This window comes from Pseudomonas sp. C11, assembly GCF_034683865.1.
In the GTDB taxonomy this organism is placed as follows: Bacteria; Pseudomonadota; Gammaproteobacteria; order Pseudomonadales; family Pseudomonadaceae; genus Aquipseudomonas.
In genome coordinates this window covers 83,803-103,309 of the sequence record NZ_JAWIIP010000016.1, presented here as the reverse complement: position 1 = coordinate 103,309, position 19,507 = coordinate 83,803, and the positions used below count along the sequence as shown (strand labels likewise).

16 protein-coding genes are annotated in these 19,507 nt (G+C 63.4%); 8 read left to right on the top strand and 8 right to left on the bottom strand.

Annotated features, from left to right (window positions below):
- The first annotated feature begins 11 nt into the window (after window positions 1-11).
- Genes VC352_RS21775 through VC352_RS21765 form a run of 3 tightly spaced genes read left to right on the top strand, consistent with a single transcriptional unit; the run spans window position 12 to window position 7,111 of the window.
- Window positions 12-1,712 carry a putative bifunctional diguanylate cyclase/phosphodiesterase gene (locus tag VC352_RS21775; protein WP_322981594.1) on the top strand — a complete coding sequence of 567 codons (1,701 nt, stop codon included), beginning with the start codon at window positions 12-14 and terminating at the stop codon, window positions 1,710-1,712.
- 55 nt (window positions 1,713-1,767) lie between these two features.
- Window positions 1,768-6,177 carry a CHASE domain-containing protein gene (locus VC352_RS21770; protein WP_416340226.1) on the top strand — a complete coding sequence of 1,470 codons (4,410 nt, stop codon included), beginning with the start codon at window positions 1,768-1,770 and terminating at the stop codon, window positions 6,175-6,177.
- Window position 6,178: 1 nt separating this feature from the next.
- Window positions 6,179-7,111, top strand: a complete 933-nt coding sequence (locus VC352_RS21765; protein WP_322981592.1) for a diguanylate cyclase — start codon at window positions 6,179-6,181, stop codon at window positions 7,109-7,111.
- A 5-nt stretch (window positions 7,112-7,116) separates the two neighbouring features.
- Here VC352_RS21765 and VC352_RS21760 read toward each other — a convergent pair whose 3' ends face one another.
- The 7 genes from VC352_RS21760 to VC352_RS21730 form a co-directional block, all read right to left on the bottom strand.
- Entirely contained in the window at window positions 7,117-9,150 is a 2,034-nt protein-coding gene (locus VC352_RS21760) for a pyridoxamine 5'-phosphate oxidase family protein (protein ID WP_322981591.1), read from the bottom strand.
- 51 nt (window positions 9,151-9,201) lie between these two features.
- Complete coding sequence (locus tag VC352_RS21755; protein ID WP_322981590.1) at window positions 9,202-9,828, bottom strand: glutathione S-transferase; 627 nt, start codon at window positions 9,826-9,828, stop codon at window positions 9,202-9,204.
- A gap of 133 nt (window positions 9,829-9,961) precedes the next feature.
- A complete protein-coding gene (locus VC352_RS21750; protein WP_322981589.1) occupies window positions 9,962-10,855 on the bottom strand; it encodes a LysR substrate-binding domain-containing protein in 894 nt (297 codons plus the stop codon).
- A complete protein-coding gene (locus VC352_RS21745; RefSeq protein ID WP_322981588.1) occupies window positions 10,852-11,775 on the bottom strand; it encodes a LysR family transcriptional regulator in 924 nt (307 codons plus the stop codon). Before VC352_RS21745 ends, VC352_RS21750 begins: the two co-directional genes overlap by 4 nt.
- Window positions 11,776-11,818: 43 nt before the next feature.
- Window positions 11,819-12,439, bottom strand: a complete 621-nt coding sequence (locus tag VC352_RS21740) for a LysE family translocator (RefSeq protein ID WP_322981587.1) — start codon at window positions 12,437-12,439, stop codon at window positions 11,819-11,821.
- 50 nt (window positions 12,440-12,489) lie between these two features.
- Window positions 12,490-12,858: a DUF5064 family protein gene (locus VC352_RS21735; protein WP_322981586.1), complete on the bottom strand. Its 369-nt coding sequence runs from the start codon at window positions 12,856-12,858 to the stop codon at window positions 12,490-12,492.
- Between the two features lie 78 nt (window positions 12,859-12,936).
- Entirely contained in the window at window positions 12,937-13,254 is a 318-nt protein-coding gene (locus VC352_RS21730; RefSeq protein ID WP_322981585.1) for a DUF2288 domain-containing protein, read from the bottom strand.
- 295 nt (window positions 13,255-13,549) lie between these two features.
- Here VC352_RS21730 and VC352_RS21725 point away from each other — a divergent pair, with 295 nt between their 5' ends.
- From VC352_RS21725 to VC352_RS21705, 5 genes are all read left to right on the top strand, one after another.
- Entirely contained in the window at window positions 13,550-14,671 is a 1,122-nt protein-coding gene (locus VC352_RS21725) for a branched-chain amino acid ABC transporter substrate-binding protein (RefSeq protein ID WP_322981584.1), read from the top strand.
- A 119-nt stretch (window positions 14,672-14,790) separates the two neighbouring features.
- Window positions 14,791-15,714 carry a high-affinity branched-chain amino acid ABC transporter permease LivH gene (gene livH / locus VC352_RS21720; RefSeq protein ID WP_322981583.1) on the top strand — a complete coding sequence of 308 codons (924 nt, stop codon included), beginning with the start codon at window positions 14,791-14,793 and terminating at the stop codon, window positions 15,712-15,714.
- Entirely contained in the window at window positions 15,711-16,970 is a 1,260-nt protein-coding gene (locus tag VC352_RS21715; RefSeq protein WP_322981582.1) for a high-affinity branched-chain amino acid ABC transporter permease LivM, read from the top strand. Before livH ends, VC352_RS21715 begins: the two co-directional genes overlap by 4 nt.
- Window positions 16,967-17,734 carry a high-affinity branched-chain amino acid ABC transporter ATP-binding protein LivG gene (livG, locus tag VC352_RS21710; RefSeq protein WP_322981581.1) on the top strand — a complete coding sequence of 256 codons (768 nt, stop codon included), beginning with the start codon at window positions 16,967-16,969 and terminating at the stop codon, window positions 17,732-17,734. Before VC352_RS21715 ends, livG begins: the two co-directional genes overlap by 4 nt.
- A gap of 3 nt (window positions 17,735-17,737) precedes the next feature.
- Window positions 17,738-18,439, top strand: coding sequence for an ABC transporter ATP-binding protein (locus VC352_RS21705; protein WP_322981580.1), 702 nt, complete (start codon window positions 17,738-17,740; stop codon window positions 18,437-18,439).
- 142 nt (window positions 18,440-18,581) lie between these two features.
- Here VC352_RS21705 and VC352_RS21700 read toward each other — a convergent pair whose 3' ends face one another.
- A complete protein-coding gene (locus VC352_RS21700) occupies window positions 18,582-19,298 on the bottom strand; it encodes a UTRA domain-containing protein (RefSeq protein ID WP_322981579.1) in 717 nt (238 codons plus the stop codon).
- Window positions 19,299-19,507 lie beyond the last annotated feature (209 nt).

The window sequence follows — 19,507 nt, the reverse complement described above, 5'->3', positions numbered from 1 at the left end:
GGAGTACCGTAATGGCCGAAAACCGATTCGATCCCACACCTGTGATCCTGATCGTCGACGATCAGCCCACTGACGTCAGAATTTTGCAGGAAGCCGTCGGCGAACTGGCGCAGGTGCATGTCGCCAATGACGGCCGCATGGCTTTGGAAGTAGCACGCTTCTGCAGGCCAGACGTGGTGTTGCTGGACATCGAGATGCCCGGCATGAGCGGTTTCGAGTTGTGCCGCCTGATCAAGGCCGACGCCAAACTGTGCGATGCAGCGATCCTCTTCGTCACCGCACATACGCAGACGGAGAACGAGGTTCTGGCACTGGATCTGGGTGGCATCGATTTCATCCAGAAGCCACTGAGCATACCGGTGGCACGCGCGCATGTGCGGGCACACCTCAACCTGCGGGCCGAGGCCAAGCGCCTGGCCTATTTCGATGCGCTGACCGGCCTGCCCAACCGCATGCTGCTACGTGACCGGGCCGAGCAGATGCTGCAGAAGGCCCGGCGCAGCAGCGCCCGCCTCGCCCTGCTGCTGCTCGACCTGGACAACTTCAAGGGCATCAATGATTCCCTGGGCCATTCCACCGGTGACCTGATCCTCAAGGAAGTCGGTCGGCGCCTGAACGACACCTCACGCAACGTGGATACCGTCAGTCGCCAGGGCGGTGACGAATTCGTGATCCTGGTGACCGATATTCAGCGCTCGGAAACCATCAGTGACTACGTGGAACGTCTGTTGCAGATCATCGCCCTGCCGATGAACATCGACGGCCACCGCTTCGACCTTTCCGCCTGCATCGGCATCAGCGTGTACCCCGATGATGGTGAAGACCTCGAAGCGCTCTATCGCCAGGCCGATGCGGCGATGTACCAGGCCAAGCAGGAAGGCCGCAATCGCTACCGTTTCTTCTCCCAGAGCATCGAAAGCAACGCCCGCGCCCGCCACCTGCTGGAAAGCCACATGCGCAGCGCGCTGGAATCCGGTGTATTCGAGGTGTTCTACCAATTGCGCTTCGACGTGCGCCACGAGCACAGCTGCGGCATGGAGGCATTGATCCGCTGGCGCCGCGACGAAGGTGAACTGGTTTCACCGGCAGCCTTCATCCCGCTGGCCGAGGAAACCGGTTTGATCGTGCCGATCGGCAAGCAGGTGCTGTATCAGGCCTGCAGCGACGCCAGGACGCTACTCGACCGGGGCAAACGCCTGTGCGTGGGGGTTAACATCTCGGTGGTGCAATTTCGCGAGGAGTCCTTTCTCGACATGATCAAGGAAGTGCTCTGCGAAACCGGGCTGCCGCCCGAACTGCTGGAGCTGGAAATCACCGAAGGCGTGCTGGCGCGGGATATCGACCAGGCGCGCAGCATACTGGAGGCGCTCAAGCAGATGGGGGTGCGCATCGCCATCGACGACTTCGGCACCGGTTACTCGAGCCTCTCCTACCTCAAGAAATTGCCGATAGACGTGTTGAAGATCGATCAGAGCTTCGTCCGTGACATGCTCACCGACCACAGTGACGCGGCGATCATCGAAGCCATCGTGCACATGGGCCAAGCCCTCGGTCTGGAACTGGTGGCCGAAGGGGTGGAGAACCTGGAACAGTCTGAGCGGCTGCTTGCCCTGGGCTGCGAGTTGATGCAAGGCTTCCACTACTGTCGCCCCATGCCTTTCGAACAACTGTGCGCCTGTATGGGCCTGACAGCGGTATGGGAACAACAATGAGCCCAAGGAATCGACCACGGTGCGGCTGATCATCCTGCTCACCTTCACCGCCGGTATGGCCGCCACGGCCCTGGTGACCGGCGTATTGCAACAGAGCAACCAACAGCGAATCCACAGCGCTCTGGTCGATGCCACGGAGCGCGCTGCCTACGCGGTGACCAAACGCATCGAGCTCTACCAGTACGGTTTGCGCGGCGCACGGGGCGCCGTGTTGGCCAGCGGCGAGCACGGCATTACCCGCAAGGGGTTTCTCAGCTACAGCAAGACGCGCGATGTCGCCCAGGAATTTCCCGGTGCCCGTGGCTTCGGCTTCATTCGCCGGGTGCCGGCGGAGGAACAGGATAGCTTTGTCGCCCTGGCCCGCGCCGACGGCATGCCGGATTTCCAGATTCGCCAACTGGCACCGCATGACGGCGAGCGCTTCGTCATCCAGTACATCGAGCCGGTAGAGAGCAACCGCCAGGCCGTGGGGCTCGACATCGCCTCGGAAGACAACCGCCGCAGTGCAGCCTTGGCGGCCATGGCCAGTGGCGAAGTGCGTATCACCGGGCCGATTACGCTGGTTCAGGCGACAGGCAGCCCGCTGCAATCCTTCCTGATCCTGCTGCCTATCTACCGAGACTCGGTCACGCCCGACACCCTCGCAGCGCGCATGGCACAGGGGATTGGCTGGAGCTACGCCCCGTTGCTCACTGCGGAGGTCTTGCAGGGCCTGACACTCGACCGCGAAGGCCTGCACCTGCAACTGAGCGATATAACCGACCCCGAGCAGCCTCTGGGCTTCTTCGGCCAGCACCCCGATAAGGCGCCCGGCGAGGAGATCGCCAGCTTCGCACTGTCACGGCAGATATACGGACGACTCTGGCAGATCGAACTGCATGCTCAGCCAGCGTTCATTGAGCAGTTGAACCTGCTCTCCCCAGGCCTGATCGCCCTGATCGGAAGCCTGCTCAGCCTGCTGCTGGCCGCGCTGATGGGCATGATTCTGATCAGCCGCCAGCGCCATCGCCAGATCCTTGCCGAACAGGCCCGCTCAGCCGCCATCGTGGAAAGCTCCAGCGATGGCATCGTTGGCCTTAACCTCGACGGTACCGTGCTGAGCTGGAACCGCGGCGCCGAACGTATCCTGGGCTATAGCGCAGCAGAGACCATCGGCCATCCGCTGCTCGGTCTGACCATACCGGAACACCTGGCCGATGAAGAGCGCGCGATCCTGCAGCGCATCGTCAGGCGCCAACCCGTAGACAATATCGATACGCAACGTCTGCGCAAGGACGGCCGCCTGCTGGACGTATCCATCTCGGTATCCCCCCTGTTCGACGGCAGTGGCGCACTGGTCGGCCTGTCCAAGACCGTGCGCGACATCTCCGCGCAAAAAGCCGCCGAAGCCCGCATCCTCGAACTCAATGCCAACCTCGAAGAACAGGTCAGCGCGCGCACCCAGGAGCTGCATGAAGTCAACGTGCTGCTCAACACCGTCCTGCAATCAGCCTCCGAAGTGTCGATCATCGCCACCGATCTCGAAGGCGTTATTCGCGTGTTCAACCGGGGCGCCGAACGCCTGCTGGGGTATGACGCGAAGGAGGTCGTAGGCGTGCAGACACCAGCGCTCTTCCACCTTCCTGAGGAGGCTCGTGCGCGCAGCGAAGAGCTCAGCCAGGAGTACGCTCAGCCCATCGAAGGATTCCGCGTATTCGTGCACAAGCCGGAGCTGGAAGGTGCGGAAAGCCGCGAATGGACTTACGTGCGCAAGGATGGCTCGTACCTCTCGGTCACCTTGCTGGTCACCGCCATGCGCGATGCGGCAGGGAGTCTCGTCGGCTACCTGGGCATCGCCCTCGATCTGTCCAAGGAAGTACGCCTGCGCCGCGAAGCCCTGGCCGCCCATGACCAGGTGTCGATGGCGGCACGGGTCGCGGAACTGGGTATCTGGTCGTGGACACCGGCAGACAATCGCCTGCAGTGGAACGAGCGGATGTTCGAGCTGTACGACTATCCGCTCGAACTGCGTGAACAGGGGCTGGAGTATCGCTTCTGGCGCGATCGTATTCACCCTGACGACCGGCCGGCCACCGAGGCGAATCTCCGCGACGTGGTGGCTGGCAAGGCAACCTTCGACCGCGTATTCCGTATCGTCAGACCCGATGGGCAGGTGCTGTACATCCAGCCTGGCGCCCACGTCGAGCGCGACCTGCAGGGCATACCGGTGAAGATCACCGGGATCAACCGCGACATCACCGCGCAACTGCAACTCGAAGCCAGCCTGCGCCATGCCAAGGAGCAGGCCGACGCCGCCAGCGCCGCCAAGAGCGCCTTCCTGGCGAACATGAGCCACGAAATCCGTACGCCGATGAATGCGGTGCTGGGCATGCTGCAACTGGTACAGGCCACCGAACTCAATGCGCGCCAGCTCGACTACGTGCTCAAGGCGCAGGGCGCCGCGCATTCCCTGCTCGGCCTGCTCAACGACATTCTCGATTACTCGAAGATCGAGGCCGGCAAGCTGCAACTGGATCTGCATGATTTCGAGCTGGAGCCCATGCTGCGCGACCTGGCCGTGGTACTGGCGGGCAACCAGGGCGACAAGGACATCGAGGTCATGTTCGACGTCGACACCCTCCTGCCCGCCGTACTGCAGGGCGACAGCCTGCGCCTGCAGCAGGTACTGATCAACCTGGCCGGCAACGCCCTCAAGTTCACCCACAGTGGTCAGGTGGTGGTCAGCCTGCACCGCCTGCAGCGCACGGCCGAGCACGTCAGGCTGCGCGTGGCGGTAAGCGATACGGGCATTGGCATCAGCGAACATCAGTTGCAACGCATCTTCGACGGCTTCACCCAGGCGGAAGCGTCCACCACCCGGCGCTACGGCGGTACCGGGCTGGGCCTGGTGATCTGCAAGCGCCTGGTGGAATTGATGGGCGGCACGCTGCACGTGGAGAGCCAGCTCGGCGTCGGCAGTCGCTTCTGGTTCGACATCGAGCTGGGCATCGGCGATGGCGCCGATCTGCTGGTGCATACGCGCGATGAACCTCAGCATCTGCGCGTATTGATCGTCGATGACAATCTGGTCGCGCGGCAATTGCTGCAGCAGACCATCCTCGATCTGGGCTGGCAGGCCGAGACCGCTGACAGCGGCGACGACGCCCTGCTGCGCGTACAGCAGGCAGAGCCCCCCTTTGATATCGTCCTGCTGGACTGGCGCATGCCCGAGATGGACGGGCTGGAAGTCGCGCAGCGCATGCGCGAAAGCGCCAGACCGCATCAGCCGCCGCCAACGGTGATCATGATCACCGCCCATGGCCGCGAAGTGCTGGCCGACCGTTATGGCGAAGCCGACGCGCCATTCGCCGGCTTCCTCACCAAACCCGTCACCCCACGGCAACTGGTGGCCTGCATCCTTCAGGCACGCCATGGCGACAGCGGCGAGGCGCCGGTACCGGGCTACAAACTGGGGCAGCGCCTGCTGGGGCTGCGCCTGCTGGTGGTCGAGGACAATGCCCTCAACCGCCAGGTCGCCCGCGAGCTGCTGGCCGGCGAAGGCGCCGAGGTCAGCCTGGCCGAAGGCGGCCTGGAAGGCGTCAAACTGGCGCAAACCACGCAGCCGCCCTTCGACGCCATTCTGATGGACATCCAGATGCCGGATATCGACGGCCTGGAGGCCACACGACGCCTCCGTCAGCACCCGGCGCACAAGACGCAACCGATCATCGCCATGACCGCCAACGCCTCCCATGCCGACCGTGACCAGTGCCTGGCGGCAGGCATGAACGACCATGTCGGCAAACCGATCGACATCGAAAAGCTGGTCGCGGTAATTCGTCAATGGTGCGGTCTGGGTTACACAGAAGCAGCCACCGCAGCAGCGGACGAACCGCTCGAGGATCAGACCGCCATTCTCAAGCGTTTCGGTGGCAACCTGGCACTGCTGCGCTCGATGCTGGAGATCTTTCCTGCCGATCTGCAGCAGCAACTGGATCAGTTGCAAACGCATCTGCAACAAGGTGACACCAACGCCATACTCAGAAGCCTGCACACCCTCAAGGGCAGCGCCGGAACCATGGGCGCACGGCAACTCTCGGCACGCTTCGCCGAACTGGAAAAACAGGTCGCCAAGGACGCCCGCCCGTTGCTTGCGAACAGCATCTGGCTGGATGTACTGCGCCAGCAACTGCGTGAAAATTGCGAGCACCTGCAGGCGATGTTCGCCACCTCCACCGCCACACTTGAACAGGCCACGACGACAACCACTACGGACGTGCAGTGGACGCAAGCACTGCAAGCGCTTAACGTGCAACTACAAGAGGGCAACCTGAACGCCCTCGAGTCGGTGCAAACCCTGAGCACGCAGATACCGGACGCGCTGCGCAGTAACTTCGAAGCCATCCATCAGGCGGTCAATGCACTGGACTTTCAACACGCGCTGCAATTGCTTCATGTATTACAACACTCTGTAAAAGGGGATTGATTTGGAGCGGCTGAAACCCTACCTGCATGAGCGCCCGAAGTTGCTGATCGTCGACGATCAGGCGCTGAACATCCGCTTGCTGCACGAGCTGTTTCGCAACGATTGCGACGTGTACATGGCCAACAGTGGCGAGCAGGCACTGACCATGAGCCATGACCTCGCCCCGGATCTGATCCTGCTCGACGTGATGATGGCGGACATGGACGGCCATGAAGTCTGCCGGCGCCTGAAGGCTGACGCCGAGACTCGCCAGATCCCGGTGATCTTCGTCACCGGCAAGGATCATGAGGATGACGAAGCGACAGGCTTCGAACTGGGCGCGGTGGACTACATTCGCAAGCCCTTTCATTCGGTGGTGGTACGTGCCCGGGTGATGAACCACCTCAAGCTGAAACTGCAGAGCGATGTGCTGCGCGATCTGGCCATGCTCGACGGCCTGACCGGCATCCCCAACCGACGCTGCTTCGATGAACGCTTCGAAGCAGCACGTGCGCACGCCCTGCGCGAACAGCGCCCACTGACACTGCTGATGATCGATGCCGACTACTTCAAGAAGTACAACGATCTCTACGGCCATCTGCGTGGCGACCAATGTCTGCGCGATATTGCCCAGGCGCTGAATGACAACGTGCGCCGCCCTCACGACCTGGTCGGGCGTTTCGGCGGTGAGGAGTTCGCCGTGCTGCTACCGGACACCGACGAAGCCGGTGCGCTGACCGTGGCCGAGCAGTTGCACTCGGCGATTGCGCAACTCGATATCGAACACCGCGCCTCGGACGTAGCCGACAAGGTCAGCCTGTCCATCGGCGGCGCGACCCGTCTGCCGACTTCGACGGCTAGCCTGGAGCAACATCTGCACTGGGCCGACGAACAGCTCTACCGCGCCAAGAGCGAAGGCCGTAATCGCACCTGCATCCAGACCTACGAGGCCTGAAAGGCCTACAGATCCAGCTGCAACGTCTCACCGGCGGCCGGTACTGCGCAGCAGATCAACACTGCGCCATCCTGCGGCAATTCAGCAGGCGGGTTCGGATAGTGCACCTGGCCGCTGACCAGGCGTGTCTTGCAGGTGCCGCAAGAACCACCCCGGCAGCTGAACTCGGGTGTGAGGCCACGATTTTCCGCCAGCTCCAGCAGGCTGCCACTGTCCGGTGTCCAGCGCGCTTCCTTGCTCGAAGCGGTGAAGTACACCGGTACCGGCTCCGTCGCCGCCGGCGGCTGCACCAGGGTGGCGGCCGGATCGTCCGTGCGGCGTTTGAGCGTCGAGGGACCGAACGCCTCGGCATGGATGCGCGTGTCGGCGACGTTCAGATCGCGTAGGCCATCGTAGATCGTCTGGGTAAAGGCGGCCGGGCCGCACAGGTAGAAGTCGTAATCGTCGAACGACAGCACCGACTTGATCTGTGCCAGTTCGATGCGCCCCTGCTGCTCGTAGTCGCGCCCCGGCAGCGCGCCAGCTTCCGGAGCGCTGAGGGCACGGTGAATCTTCAGCAAACCACCCGCGCGCTGCATCAGTTCGTACAGTTCGGCCTGGAACGGCAGATCGGCCAGCGTCCGCGCGCCCTGGAAGAAGTGGATACGCCTGCCCTGCCCCAACGCCACCTGTTCACGCAGCATCGACAGCAACGGCGTGATGCCGACGCCCGCGCCGATCAGCACCAGCGGCCGGTCGGTGTCGCTGTTCAGGGTGAAGCTGCCCAATGGCGGACGCACCTCCAGCACATCCCCCACCTGCACCTGTTCGTGCAGATGCCGCGAAACCACACCCTGCGCCTTGACGCTGATGCGTAGTTGACCGTCCGACGGCGCACTGGACAGGCTGTAGGTGCGCAGCAGGGTTTCGCCCGCAGCGGTGGTGATGCGGATGGGCAGGTGCTGGCCTGCCAGGAAACTCGGGGCTGCGCCCGTTTCCGGCGCCAGCACGAACGAGCGAATGTCGGCACTCTCCTGCTGTACGCTCTGCACGCGCCAGCGTTGCCACTGATTGCGCTGCTCACGCTCGCGCAGACGCGCGTCGGTTTCCGTCCAGGTGCCGGTCATCAGGCTGGTCGGTGCATATTCCTCGAACGCCCAACGTAGTGAGGTCGCGGCCGGGCGCAGTACCACTTGCTCGACGTCGAGCGTCCACAGCCGCTCGGCGCCTTCGAAGGCCTTGATCAACGGGCTGTCGAGGATGATCTCGGCGCGGCCAGCCAGTTGCAGCACATCACCCGTGGCGAAGTCGACGAACAACAGGCCGGCGCGCGGGTTGACGCTGAGGTTGCCCAGGGTGTTGAAGAACAGATTGCCGGCGTAGTCGGGAATGGTCAGACGCTTGCCTTCCACTCGTACGAAACCGGCGCGGCCGCCCCGGTGCGAGACATCCACCGAACGACGACCATCGTCGTGCTCGACGTAACTGGCGACGAAGAAGGTATCGGCGCCTTCGATCAGCGCACGAGTACGCGTATCCAGCGCCGTTGAATCCACGCGCTCGCCGCCCCGCTCGGGAACGCGGCGGTACTGGCGCAACTGGATGTACTGCGGGCAATTACCGTAGGAATGCTCAACGGCGATCTCCAGGCGTTGGGCCGAGGCCTGGCGAATTTGCCCGTTGATGCGATTGCGCCGCCGCGTATGCAGCTCGATACCCAGCAGGCCGATGGCACCGCCCGCCTGCAGGCCACTGCTGGCCGGGTCGAGCGGATCGAGCGCCATGGCGGCGAGATCGAACGACAGTCGGCGTGGATCGGACGAGGTGACGAAACCTTCCTCGCCCTCGATCAGCGTGGCCCATGGCTGGCCTGCGCCATCGACGGCACCCGCGATCATGAACGGTAACTGGCGGTAGAACGCGCGATGCTGATCCGGCATGTAGTCGCGGATCACCTTCTGCCCGAGCACTTCCATGCGCTCGCCAACACCGACCTTTTCCTGCAGTTGCCGTTCACCGGCATGCCAGGGCGACTGCCGATGGCTGGGAAGCTGTTGCATGTTGCGCCCTCCTTCAGAGGTGCTGCCGGTGTACCCGGCAGCCACGGTGTATCAGGCCTGCAGACCAGCGGTAGTACGCGGCATCGGCACAAAACCCGGCAGTGCCTCGATGCGTGCCAGCCAGGCGCGGATGTTCGGGTAGGGCTCCAGCGAGACATTGCCCTCCGGCGCATGGGCGATATAGGAGTAGTTGGCGACGTCGGCGATGCTCGGCTTGTCGCCGGTCAGGAATGGCGTTTCGCTCAGCTCACCCTCCATCACGGTGAACAGCGCGTGGGCGCGGTTGATCACTTCGTCGGTATTGAACGAGGCGCCAAACACGGTGACCAAGCGCGCAGCAGCGGGGCCGAAGGCCACCAGCCCAGCGGCGACCGACAACCAGCGCTGCACGCGGGCAGCAGCGGCCGGCTCTTGCGGCAGCCAGTCGTCATTGCCATAACGCTTGGCCAGATAGACGAGGATGGCGTTGGAGTCGCTGACGATGATGCCGCCATCGTCGATCACCGGTACCTGGCCGAAGGGGTTGAGAGCCAGGAACTCCGGCGTCTTGTGCTCGCCCTTGGCCAGGTCGACGAAGATCAGATCGGTGGGCAGTTGCAGCAGCGAGAGCATCAGCTCGGCGCGGTGGGCGTGACCGGAGCGGGGAAAGTTGTACAGCTTGATGGCGGGACGGGACATGGCGATGACTCCTTGAGAGTAGGGGTTGGCCATCGCGAGACCACTTGCCTTCGCGACGATGGAGTCATGTTCACCCCATCCACCCCACAGAAGAATCACCATACAAGACAATCCACTATTTCACTTTCCGCAATTACTTCATCGCAAACGCCGGATGAGCGCGCAGGCGCGGCACAGCGAAGTCGAGGAAGCTGCGCACCCGTGCGGCAGCACGGCGCCCCTCGCGGTAATACAGTTGCACCGGCAGAGGCGGCGCGGCGAAATCCTCGAGCACGGCCAGCAGTTGCCCCGCCTGCAACTCATGATGGGCTTCGTAACTCAGGCAGCGGGTCAGCCCGAAACCCGCGAGCGCCGCGCGGATGGACGCCTGCGGTGTGCTGCAGGTCAGCCGTGGCGCGACCTTCGCGGTTTCCTGCGCAAAGCGCCACTCAACCGCGTGGCCGGTCGACGAGGTGGCAATGGTGCGATGCGCTGCCAAGGCCTGTGGGTTGGCCGGCTGACTCCAGCGCCCGAAGTAAGCGGGCGCCGCGCAGACCACTGGCCGTACCTGCCCCAGTGGTACGGCAAAACCGGACGAACTGGGCAACTGCCCGACGACCACGGCCAGGTCGATGCCCTCCTCCAGCAACCTCGGCAGCTCTTCGCGCGCCAGGGTCGCCAGACTCACCTGGGGAAATGCCGCCAGGTACTCGACGGCGACGGGCATCAGCACCTGGTGCGTCATCAACAGCGGCAGGGCCAGGGTCAGTTGTCCGGCAGGGCTGGCATGCAGGCCGGTCACCGACCGCTCGGCCTCGTCCAGCCGCTGCAAAATGCGCTGGCAGCTATCGGCAAACGCCGCACCTGCTGGGCTCAGACTGATACCGCGAGGCCCTCGCAACAGCAGGGCACTACCCAGGCGGCTCTCGAGCGCCGCCACGGTACGCATCACCGTCGCCTGCGACAACTGCAGCGCCCTGGCGGCAGCCGCCAGACTGCCCGCCTGCGCCACGGCGAGGAATACCTGCAACTCGCGATGATGATTCATGCGGCGGGCGGAGCACCGGCCGCGCGCAGGGCCGGATCGGCACGAAAGCTCGCGGCGCAATGGTCGACGAAGGTACGCACCTTGGCCGACACCTGGCGCCCGCCCTGGTGAATGATGTGCACCGGCAAGGCGGGGGGCTCGAACGCTTCGAGCACCAGCTCGATCTCGCCGCGCGCCACTGCAGCGGCGACCTGGTAGGACAGCACACGGGTGTAGCCCCAGCCCAGGCGTGCAGCACCGATTGCCGCCTGATTGGAGCTGACGGTGAAGCGTGGCACCGGGGTGAAACCGAACCCGCCATCGGCGCCCACGAAGTTCCAGTGCGTCAGCAGACTGCTGGCACTGGACATGACGATGGGCGCATCGAGCAACTCATCCGGATGCTGCGGCCGACCGACCCGGTCGAGAAAAGCGGGCGATGCGCACACCACCGGGCGAATCTGCCCGACCTGCAAGGCCAGATGATCCCCCTCGGGCAGCGAACCGATACGCACGGCGACGTCGATGCCCTCCTCCATCATGTTCACCACGCGGTCGACCAGAACGGCATTGACCTCCACGTCCGGGTAGGTGTCGAGGTACTGAGCAATGCGCGGGATCAGGAACAGCTCACCGAACATCACCGGTGCAGTAACGGTCAGGCGACCACGGGGGCGCACGCTACCACCGGCGGCCAACTCCTCGGCCTCCTCCAGTTCCAGCAGGATCCGTCGGCAGTCCTCGACATAGCGCTGGCCGGCTTCGGTCAGGCGCAGGCTGCGCGTGTTGCGCGCCAGCAACACTGTGCCCAGACGCGCTTCCAGCGCCGCGACGGCGCGGGTCGCACTGGGTGGTGAGATACCCAACCGCTTGGCGCCGCCGACAAAGCTCCCGGCTTCGGTCACGGCCAGCAGCACACGCATTTCCTGAAATCGATCCATCGTCACCGCCTGAACACCAGAACCCGATAACGCCGATTCGCAGTCAGCGCCTGCTCAATGCCAGGCGCGCGGCGAACAGCATGAAGATCAGACCGGTACTGCGTTCCATCCACTTGATCACCGCCTCGCGCCGCAACCAGTGCCCGAGCGGCCGAGTGGCGCCAATCAGCAGCAGCGCCCAGACCAGGCTGAGCGCCACATGGATGCCCACCAGGCCGAATGTCCAGGCAATCAGCGGCTGCCCTGACGGGATGAATTGCGGCAGGAAGGACAGGTAGAAAATACCCACCTTGGGGTTGAGCACGTTGCCCAGCAGGCCACGCAGGAACCAGTTGGCACCGGGCGTACCACTCGCTTGCGCAGGGGCCAGCGAGGTACGCGGGCGCAGCAGCATGTTCACGCCGAGCCAGGCCAGATAGGCCGCCCCACAATATTTGAGGAGGTTGTAGCCGAATTCGGACACCGCCAGCAGTGCGCCCAGACCGAAAGCCACGGCGGCGCCCCAGAGCAAACAGCCGGCATTGATGCCAAAGGCTGCACGCCATGCCTGCCGCCGTCCCTCGACTGCCGCCGTACGCAACACCAGCGCGGTGTCGATGCCCGGCGTCAGGGTCAGCAGCGTGGCCGCCAGGGTGAAGGCGATAAGGTTTTCGGCAAAGGGCATAAAGACACCGGGATCGTAAAAGAGATTGGAGGATGGCGGTCCTGCCTGCGCTAGAGCCCGTCTTCCTGCAGATGATCGAAATTCACCGCCTCACCGGGCTTGGCCTGCAGCTTGGCGCGGATGTCCTCGAAAATGGCGTCGTATTCCTTGTGCTCGCGCATGATCGGGCTGTGGTTGGGATGCAGGCCATGCTTGGCGACCAGCCGCGAGATCACACTGGCGAAGTTGAACGCGGTGTCACGGTGCATCTCGAAGGTTTCCTCGAAGGCCTTGCCCTCGATTTCTCCGACCAGGCGCCCGTGCAGCATCGGGCCCTCCTTGGCGTCCTGGCGCACCTCGTAATAGAAGTCGATGCTGTACTCGGGCTGCCCCGGGAGGCCTGGTAGGTTGTCACGATGCAAATGACCGGGTTCGAACATGTCGCCACTCCTTCACCTGTTCACGATTGCATGAGCCAAGCAGTCTAGACCGGGCATCCGCATCATGCCCGCCCCTTTTCAGTGCAGCGCCGCGCTCGATGCTCTTTCCTGTACCAGCACCCAGGGCGCGACGACCACGGCCCACAACTGTGGATCACGCGCCAGCAGATCCTCGGCCTGGTCGTCCTCGAGTTTGCCCAGCACGCCTTGCTCCATCCACAGCTTGACCTTGACCTGGTCATTACTGGCCACGGCCTCGGCGACCCTCACCAGATCCTGCCGGCCATCGACCCACAGCAACGCACCACGGGCGAAAAAAGGTTGCAGCTCCTGCCAGGTAATGGCGGCCGTTTGGCCAAGCAGCTTGGCATAGAGGGTGCTAGTTTGTTCCGTCATGGCATGCCCTGTGTCGGTTGGCGTATGGAAGCGCGCAATGATAGCGCCGACATACCCCCTGGCAAGCCGCCGGACGCTCAGCGCCCGCGTCGGGACACGCCGTATTTCTATACATTCCTTGTAATTAAGCGACACCCCTCATTTCGCCTCCAACTGTCGGCTTTTCAAGGCGCAAATCGGCGCTCTACACTGTTCCGGTACAGTTGCCGGCGGCATGAATGGGGTTTTCCAACCCGGTTCTGCAGCTACGGCCGCGAGAACTACAACAACGAAAACACAAAAAGAGTGGAGCACTATGAAAAAGGCTACTAAGCAGATTTCCAAGCTGTTCGCCGCAATGGCCCTGGCGGGGGCGGCCAGCTATTCGATGGCGGCAGACACCATCAAGATCGGCCTGGCCGGCCCGGTGACCGGCGCGGTCGCTCAGTACGGTGAAATGCAGTTCATTGGCGCCAAGATGGCCATCGAGCAGATCAACAAGGCTGGCGGCGTCAACGGTGCCCAGCTCGAAGGCGTGGTCTATGACGATGCCTGCGATCCGAAGCAAGCCGTGGCCGTGGCGAACAAGATCGTCAACGACGGCGTCAAGTTCGTGGTTGGTCACCTGTGCTCCAGCTCCACTCAGCCGGCGTCCGACATTTATGAAGACGAAGGCATCCTGATGATTACCGCGGCTTCCACCAGCCCGGAAATTACCGCACGCGGCTACGAACTGGTGTTCCGCACCATCGGTCTGGACAGCCTGCAAGGCCCGACCGCCGGTAACTTCATCGCCGACCACATCAAGCCGAAGACCGTTGCCGTCATCCACGACAAGCAGCAGTACGGTGAAGGCATCGCCACCGCGGTCAAGCAGACCCTGGAAAGCAAAGGCGTGAAAGTCGCCATGTTCGAAGGCATCAACGCCGGCGACAAGGACTTCTCCGCCCTGATCGCCAAGCTCAACCAGGCCGGTGTCGACTTCGTCTACTACGGCGGCTACCACCCGGAGCTGGGCCTGCTGCTGCGCCAGACTAAAGAGCGCGGCCTGAACGTCAAGTTCATGGGCCCGGAAGGCGTGGGTAACAAGGAAATCTCGGCTATCGCAGGTCCTGCCTCCGAAGGCCTGCTGGTCACCCTGCCGAAGTCCTTCGACCAGGATCCGAAGAACAAGGCGCTGGTCGAGGCCTTCAAGGCCAAGAACGAAGACCCGAGCGGCCCGTTCGTGTTCCCGGCTTACGCTGCCGTGCAGGTCATCGCCGAAGGCATCGAGAAAGCCGGCGACACCGACACCGCCAAAGTGGCCGCAGCCCTGCGCGCCAACAGCTTCGACACCCCCACCGGCACCCTGGCCTTCGACGAGAAGGGCGATCTGAAGGACTTCAGCTTCGTGGTGTACGAGTGGCATCAGGACGGCACCAAGTCCGAAGCCAAGTAAGCTACCTGTCTGAACTCAAAGCCCACTGCGCCTCCCGCAGTGGGCTTTGTCTATTAGAAGAATTCCGGCCTCGCGCTGCGCCACAAGCGCCGCTTTACGCGCTGCCCAGGAGTTAGGCTATGCCTGATCTTTATCACTACCTGCAACAGCTGCTCAATGGCCTGACCATCGGCAGCACCTATGCCCTGATCGCCATTGGCTACACCATGGTCTACGGCATCATCGGCATGATCAACTTCGCCCATGGCGAGGTGTACATGATTGGCGCGTACGTCGCCTTCATCGTCATCGCGGGTCTCTCCGCGTTCGGCATCGAAGCCGTGCCCGTGCTGATGATCGGCGCATTCGTCGTCACCATGATCGTCACCAGTGCCTACGGTTACAGCATCGAGCGTGTGGCCTACCGCCCGCTGCGCGGCGGCAACCGTCTGATCCCGCTGATCTCGGCCATCGGTGTGTCGATCTTCCTGCAGAACGCCGTGCTGCTTTCGCAGGACTCCAAGGACAAGGCGATCCCCAGCCTGCTGCCAGGCAACTTCGTGCTCGGTGAAAGCGCGGCCAATGGCGTGGTGATTTCCTACATGCAGGTGCTGATCTTCATCGTCACCTTCATCGCCATGGTCGGCCTGACCCTGTTCATCTCCCGCTCGCGTCTGGGCCGTGCCTGCCGCGCCTGCGCCGAAGACCTGAAGATGGCCAACCTGCTGGGTATCAACACCAACAACATCATCGCCCTGACCTTCGTCATCGGTGCGGCACTGGCGGCCATCGCCTCGGTGCTGCTGGGCATGCAATACGGCGTGATCAACCCCAACCTGGGCTTCCTCGCCGGCATCAAGGCCTTCACCGCTGCCGTACTCGGCGGCATCGGCAGTATTCCTGGCGCCGTGCTCGGTGGCCTGGTACTGGGTGTGGCCGAAGCCTTCGGCGCCGACATCTTCGGCGATCAATACAAGGACGTGGTGGCGTTCAGCCTGCTGGTGCTGGTGCTGCTGTTCCGTCCCACCGGCATCCTCGGCCGTCCGGAGGTTGAAAAGGTATGACGCGCAATCTCAAATCCGCCACGCTCGGCGCCCTGCTGGTGCTGATCATGGCCTACATGGTGCTGGGCCTGAAGCTGACCACCGTCGGCATCAGCCTGGAAGTCCACGGCGCCACGCCGTTCGAGCTGTGGTGCATCGCTGGCGCGGTCGTGCTGGTGTTCGTCTGGCAACTGCTGCGTGATCACATCACCCAGATCTGGAGCAAACGCCCCGCCCTGCCCAGCGGCTCTGGCCAGGTCGGCAACTTCCTGACCCTGCCCTCCACGCAGCGCTGGATCATCCTGGCCATGGTCATGGTCGCACTGGTCTGGCCGTTCTTCGCCAGCCGCGGCGCGGTGGACATCGCCACGCTGATCCTGATCTACGTGATGCTCGGCCTTGGCCTGAACATCGTGGTCGGCCTCGCCGGCCTGCTCGATCTGGGTTACGTCGGCTTCTACGCCGTCGGCGCCTACAGCTACGCGATCCTCTCGCACTACTTCGGTTTTGGCTTCTGGATCTGCCTGCCGATCGCCGGGATGATGGCGGCGCTGTTCGGCTTCCTGCTCGGCTTCCCGGTACTGCGTCTGCGTGGTGATTACCTGGCCATCGTTACCCTGGGCTTCGGCGAGATCATCCGTATTCTGCTGCGCAACCTCACCGACCTGACCGGCGGCCCGAACGGCCTGAGCATCGCCAACGAGAACAAGCCGACCCTGTTCGGTCTGTCCTTCGAGCGCCGGGTGCCGGCGGACATGCCGACCTTTCACGGCTTCTTCGACATGGCCTACAACTCGCAGTACAAGGTGGTCTTCCTCTACCTGATCGCCCTGCTGCTGGTGCTGCTGACCCTGTTCTTGGTCAATCGCCTGCTGCGCATGCCCATCGGCCGCGCCTGGGAAGCGCTGCGCGAAGACGAGATTGCCTGCCGCGCGCTGGGCCTGAACCCAACCGTGATCAAGCTCTCGGCCTTCACCATCGGCGCCAGCCTGGCCGGTTTCGCCGGTAGCTTCTTCGCTGCGCGTCAGGGCCTGGTGACGCCGGAGTCGTTCACCTTCATCGAGTCGGCGATGATCCTCGCCATCGTCGTGCTCGGCGGCATGGGCTCACAGCTCGGGGTGATCCTCGCCGCCATCGTCATGGTGATGCTGCAGGAGATGCGTGAGCTGAGCGAGTACCGCATGCTGATCTTCGGTCTGGTCATGATCTTCATGATGGTCTGGCGCCCGCAAGGTCTGCTGCCGATGCAACGTCCCCACCTGGAGCTGAAGCGATGAGCCGCACGATTCTCGAAGTAAGCGGCCTGACCATGCGTTTCGGCGGCCTGCTGGCCGTCAACGGGGTGGGCCTGAACGTCAAGGAAAAGCAGGTGGTGTCGATGATCGGCCCGAACGGCGCCGGCAAGACCACCGTGTTCAACTGCCTGACCGGCTTCTACCAGCCAAGCTCCGGCAGCATTCGTCTGAACGGCGAGGCGATCGAAGGCCTGCCGGGCCACAAGATCGCCCGCAAGGGCGTGGTGCGGACCTTCCAGAACGTGCGTCTGTTCAAGGACATGACCGCGGTGGAAAACCTGCTGATCGCTCAGCACCGCCACCTCAACACCAGCTACCTGGCCGGCCTGTTCAAGACTCCCGCGTTCCGCCGCAGCGAGCGCGAGGCCATGGAGTACGCCGCGCACTGGCTGGAGCAGGTCGACCTGCTGGAGTTCGCCAACCGTAACGCCGGCACCCTGGCCTACGGTCAGCAACGCCGCCTGGAAATCGCCCGCTGCATGATGACCCGCCCGAGCATCCTCATGCTCGACGAGCCGGCCGCCGGCCTCAACCCGCGCGAAACCGAAGACCTCAAGGCGCTGATCGCCATGCTGCGTGATCAGCACAATGTCACCGTGCTGCTGATCGAGCACGACATGAAGCTGGTGATGAGCATTTCCGACCACATCTACGTGATCAACCAGGGCACGCCCCTGGCCGATGGCACGCCGGAGCAGATCCGCAACAACCCGGACGTGATCAAAGCCTATCTGGGGGAGGCGTAATCCATGCTCAGCTTCAACAACGTCTCTACCTTCTACGGCAAGATCCAGGCGCTGCACGATGTCAGCATCGACGTGCAGAGAGGCGAGATCGTCACCCTGATCGGTGCCAACGGTGCCGGCAAGTCGACCCTGCTGATGACCCTGTGCGGCAACCCGCGCGCCACCAGTGGCAGCATCCGCTACCTGGGTGAAGAGCTGGTGGGTATGGAAACCCCGGAGATCATGCGTAAGAGCATCGCCATCGTGCCGGAAGGCCGCCGCGTGTTCGCCCGCCTGACCGTCGAGGAAAACCTGGCCATGGGCGGCTTCTTCGGCACCAAGGCGGACAATCAGGAGCAACTGGACAAGGTGCTGCACCTGTTCCCGCGCCTGAAGGAACGCTTCGCCCAACGCGCCGGCACCATGAGCGGCGGCGAGCAGCAGATGCTCGCCATCGGTCGTGCGCTGATGAGCAAGCCCAACCTGCTGCTGCTCGACGAGCCGTCGCTGGGTCTGGCGCCGATCATCATTCAGCAGATCTTCGACATCATCGAGCAACTGCGCAAAGACGGCGTGACCGTGTTCCTGGTCGAGCAGAACGCCAACCAGGCGCTCAAGCTCGCCGACCGTGGCTATGTGCTGGAGAACGGCCATATCGTCATGCGCGGCAGCGGCGAAGACCTGCTCAACGATCCGAAAGTCCGCGACGCCTACCTCGGCGGCTGATCCGCCCCCCCTGCAACCGGCCAGGGAGGGCCGGTCGCTTCGTTACAGAAACGGACTGTGGGAGGGGCTTTAGCCGCGACAAAAGCTCGCCGCTAAAGCGCCTCCCACAGTCACTTATCCTGTAACCGACATCACCAACCCTCTATTCCGGCACCTCGACGCTGACGTGTATCGCGTCGTGCCGCCAGAACTCCAGATCGCAATCGATGATGCGCCCGTGCTGGTCACGGTTGACCCGCGTGATGCGCAGCGCCGGGCTGCCCGTTGCTACCCGCAGGCTGGCTGCCGCCTCGGCATGCAGCGCGGTCGGCACCATGTCGAAACGCACCCGCCCGTAGTGAATGCCGTACTCGCTGGCATACAGATCGGTCAGCGAACGGGTCAGGTCGAACTCGAGAATCCCGGGGAAATAGGCCGGGTTCAGGTAATGCTCGACGTACAGCACCAGCCGCCCGTCGATGCGCCGCGCCCGGCATACCTGATAGACGCTGGACAGCGCCGCCAGCTCCAGGGTCTGGCAGACCTCGGCCGGTGCCGGTATCAGCCGTGCGCTGAGCACCTCGGTGGCTGGCACCCGCCCCTGCCCCGCCACCATGGCATGGAAGTGCGTGCGCACCAGCGGGTTGTAGGCGATGCGCGTCGGCGAGACGAACCAGCCCCTGCGCTCCTCGCGGTAGATCAGCCCCTGCGCCTCCAACTGCCCCAGCGCCTCGCGCAGGGTGATCCGCGTGGTGTCGAACAACTCGCTGAGCTTGCGTTCGGCCGGCAACTTGCTACCCGAGGGCAACAGACCACGGTCGATCTGCTCCTGTAACGCATGGCAGATGGTGGTGACGGCACGTGGCGCATCGATACGCATCAATTGTTTCCCTTTTGGACTAGTCCAGCCCCATCACAGGGCAAAAGCGTGCAGCGCGGATTCATGACAAGCCTAGGCAAGCCAGATGACCAGCAGATGACAGAACGACGACAAGCATGCCTCATGCCACGCTGCGACCCAGTCATTCCGGGTGTTTGACCATGGTCTACGCTTGTTGGGCGCAGCGCTTGGCTGGAACGGGATAGCAG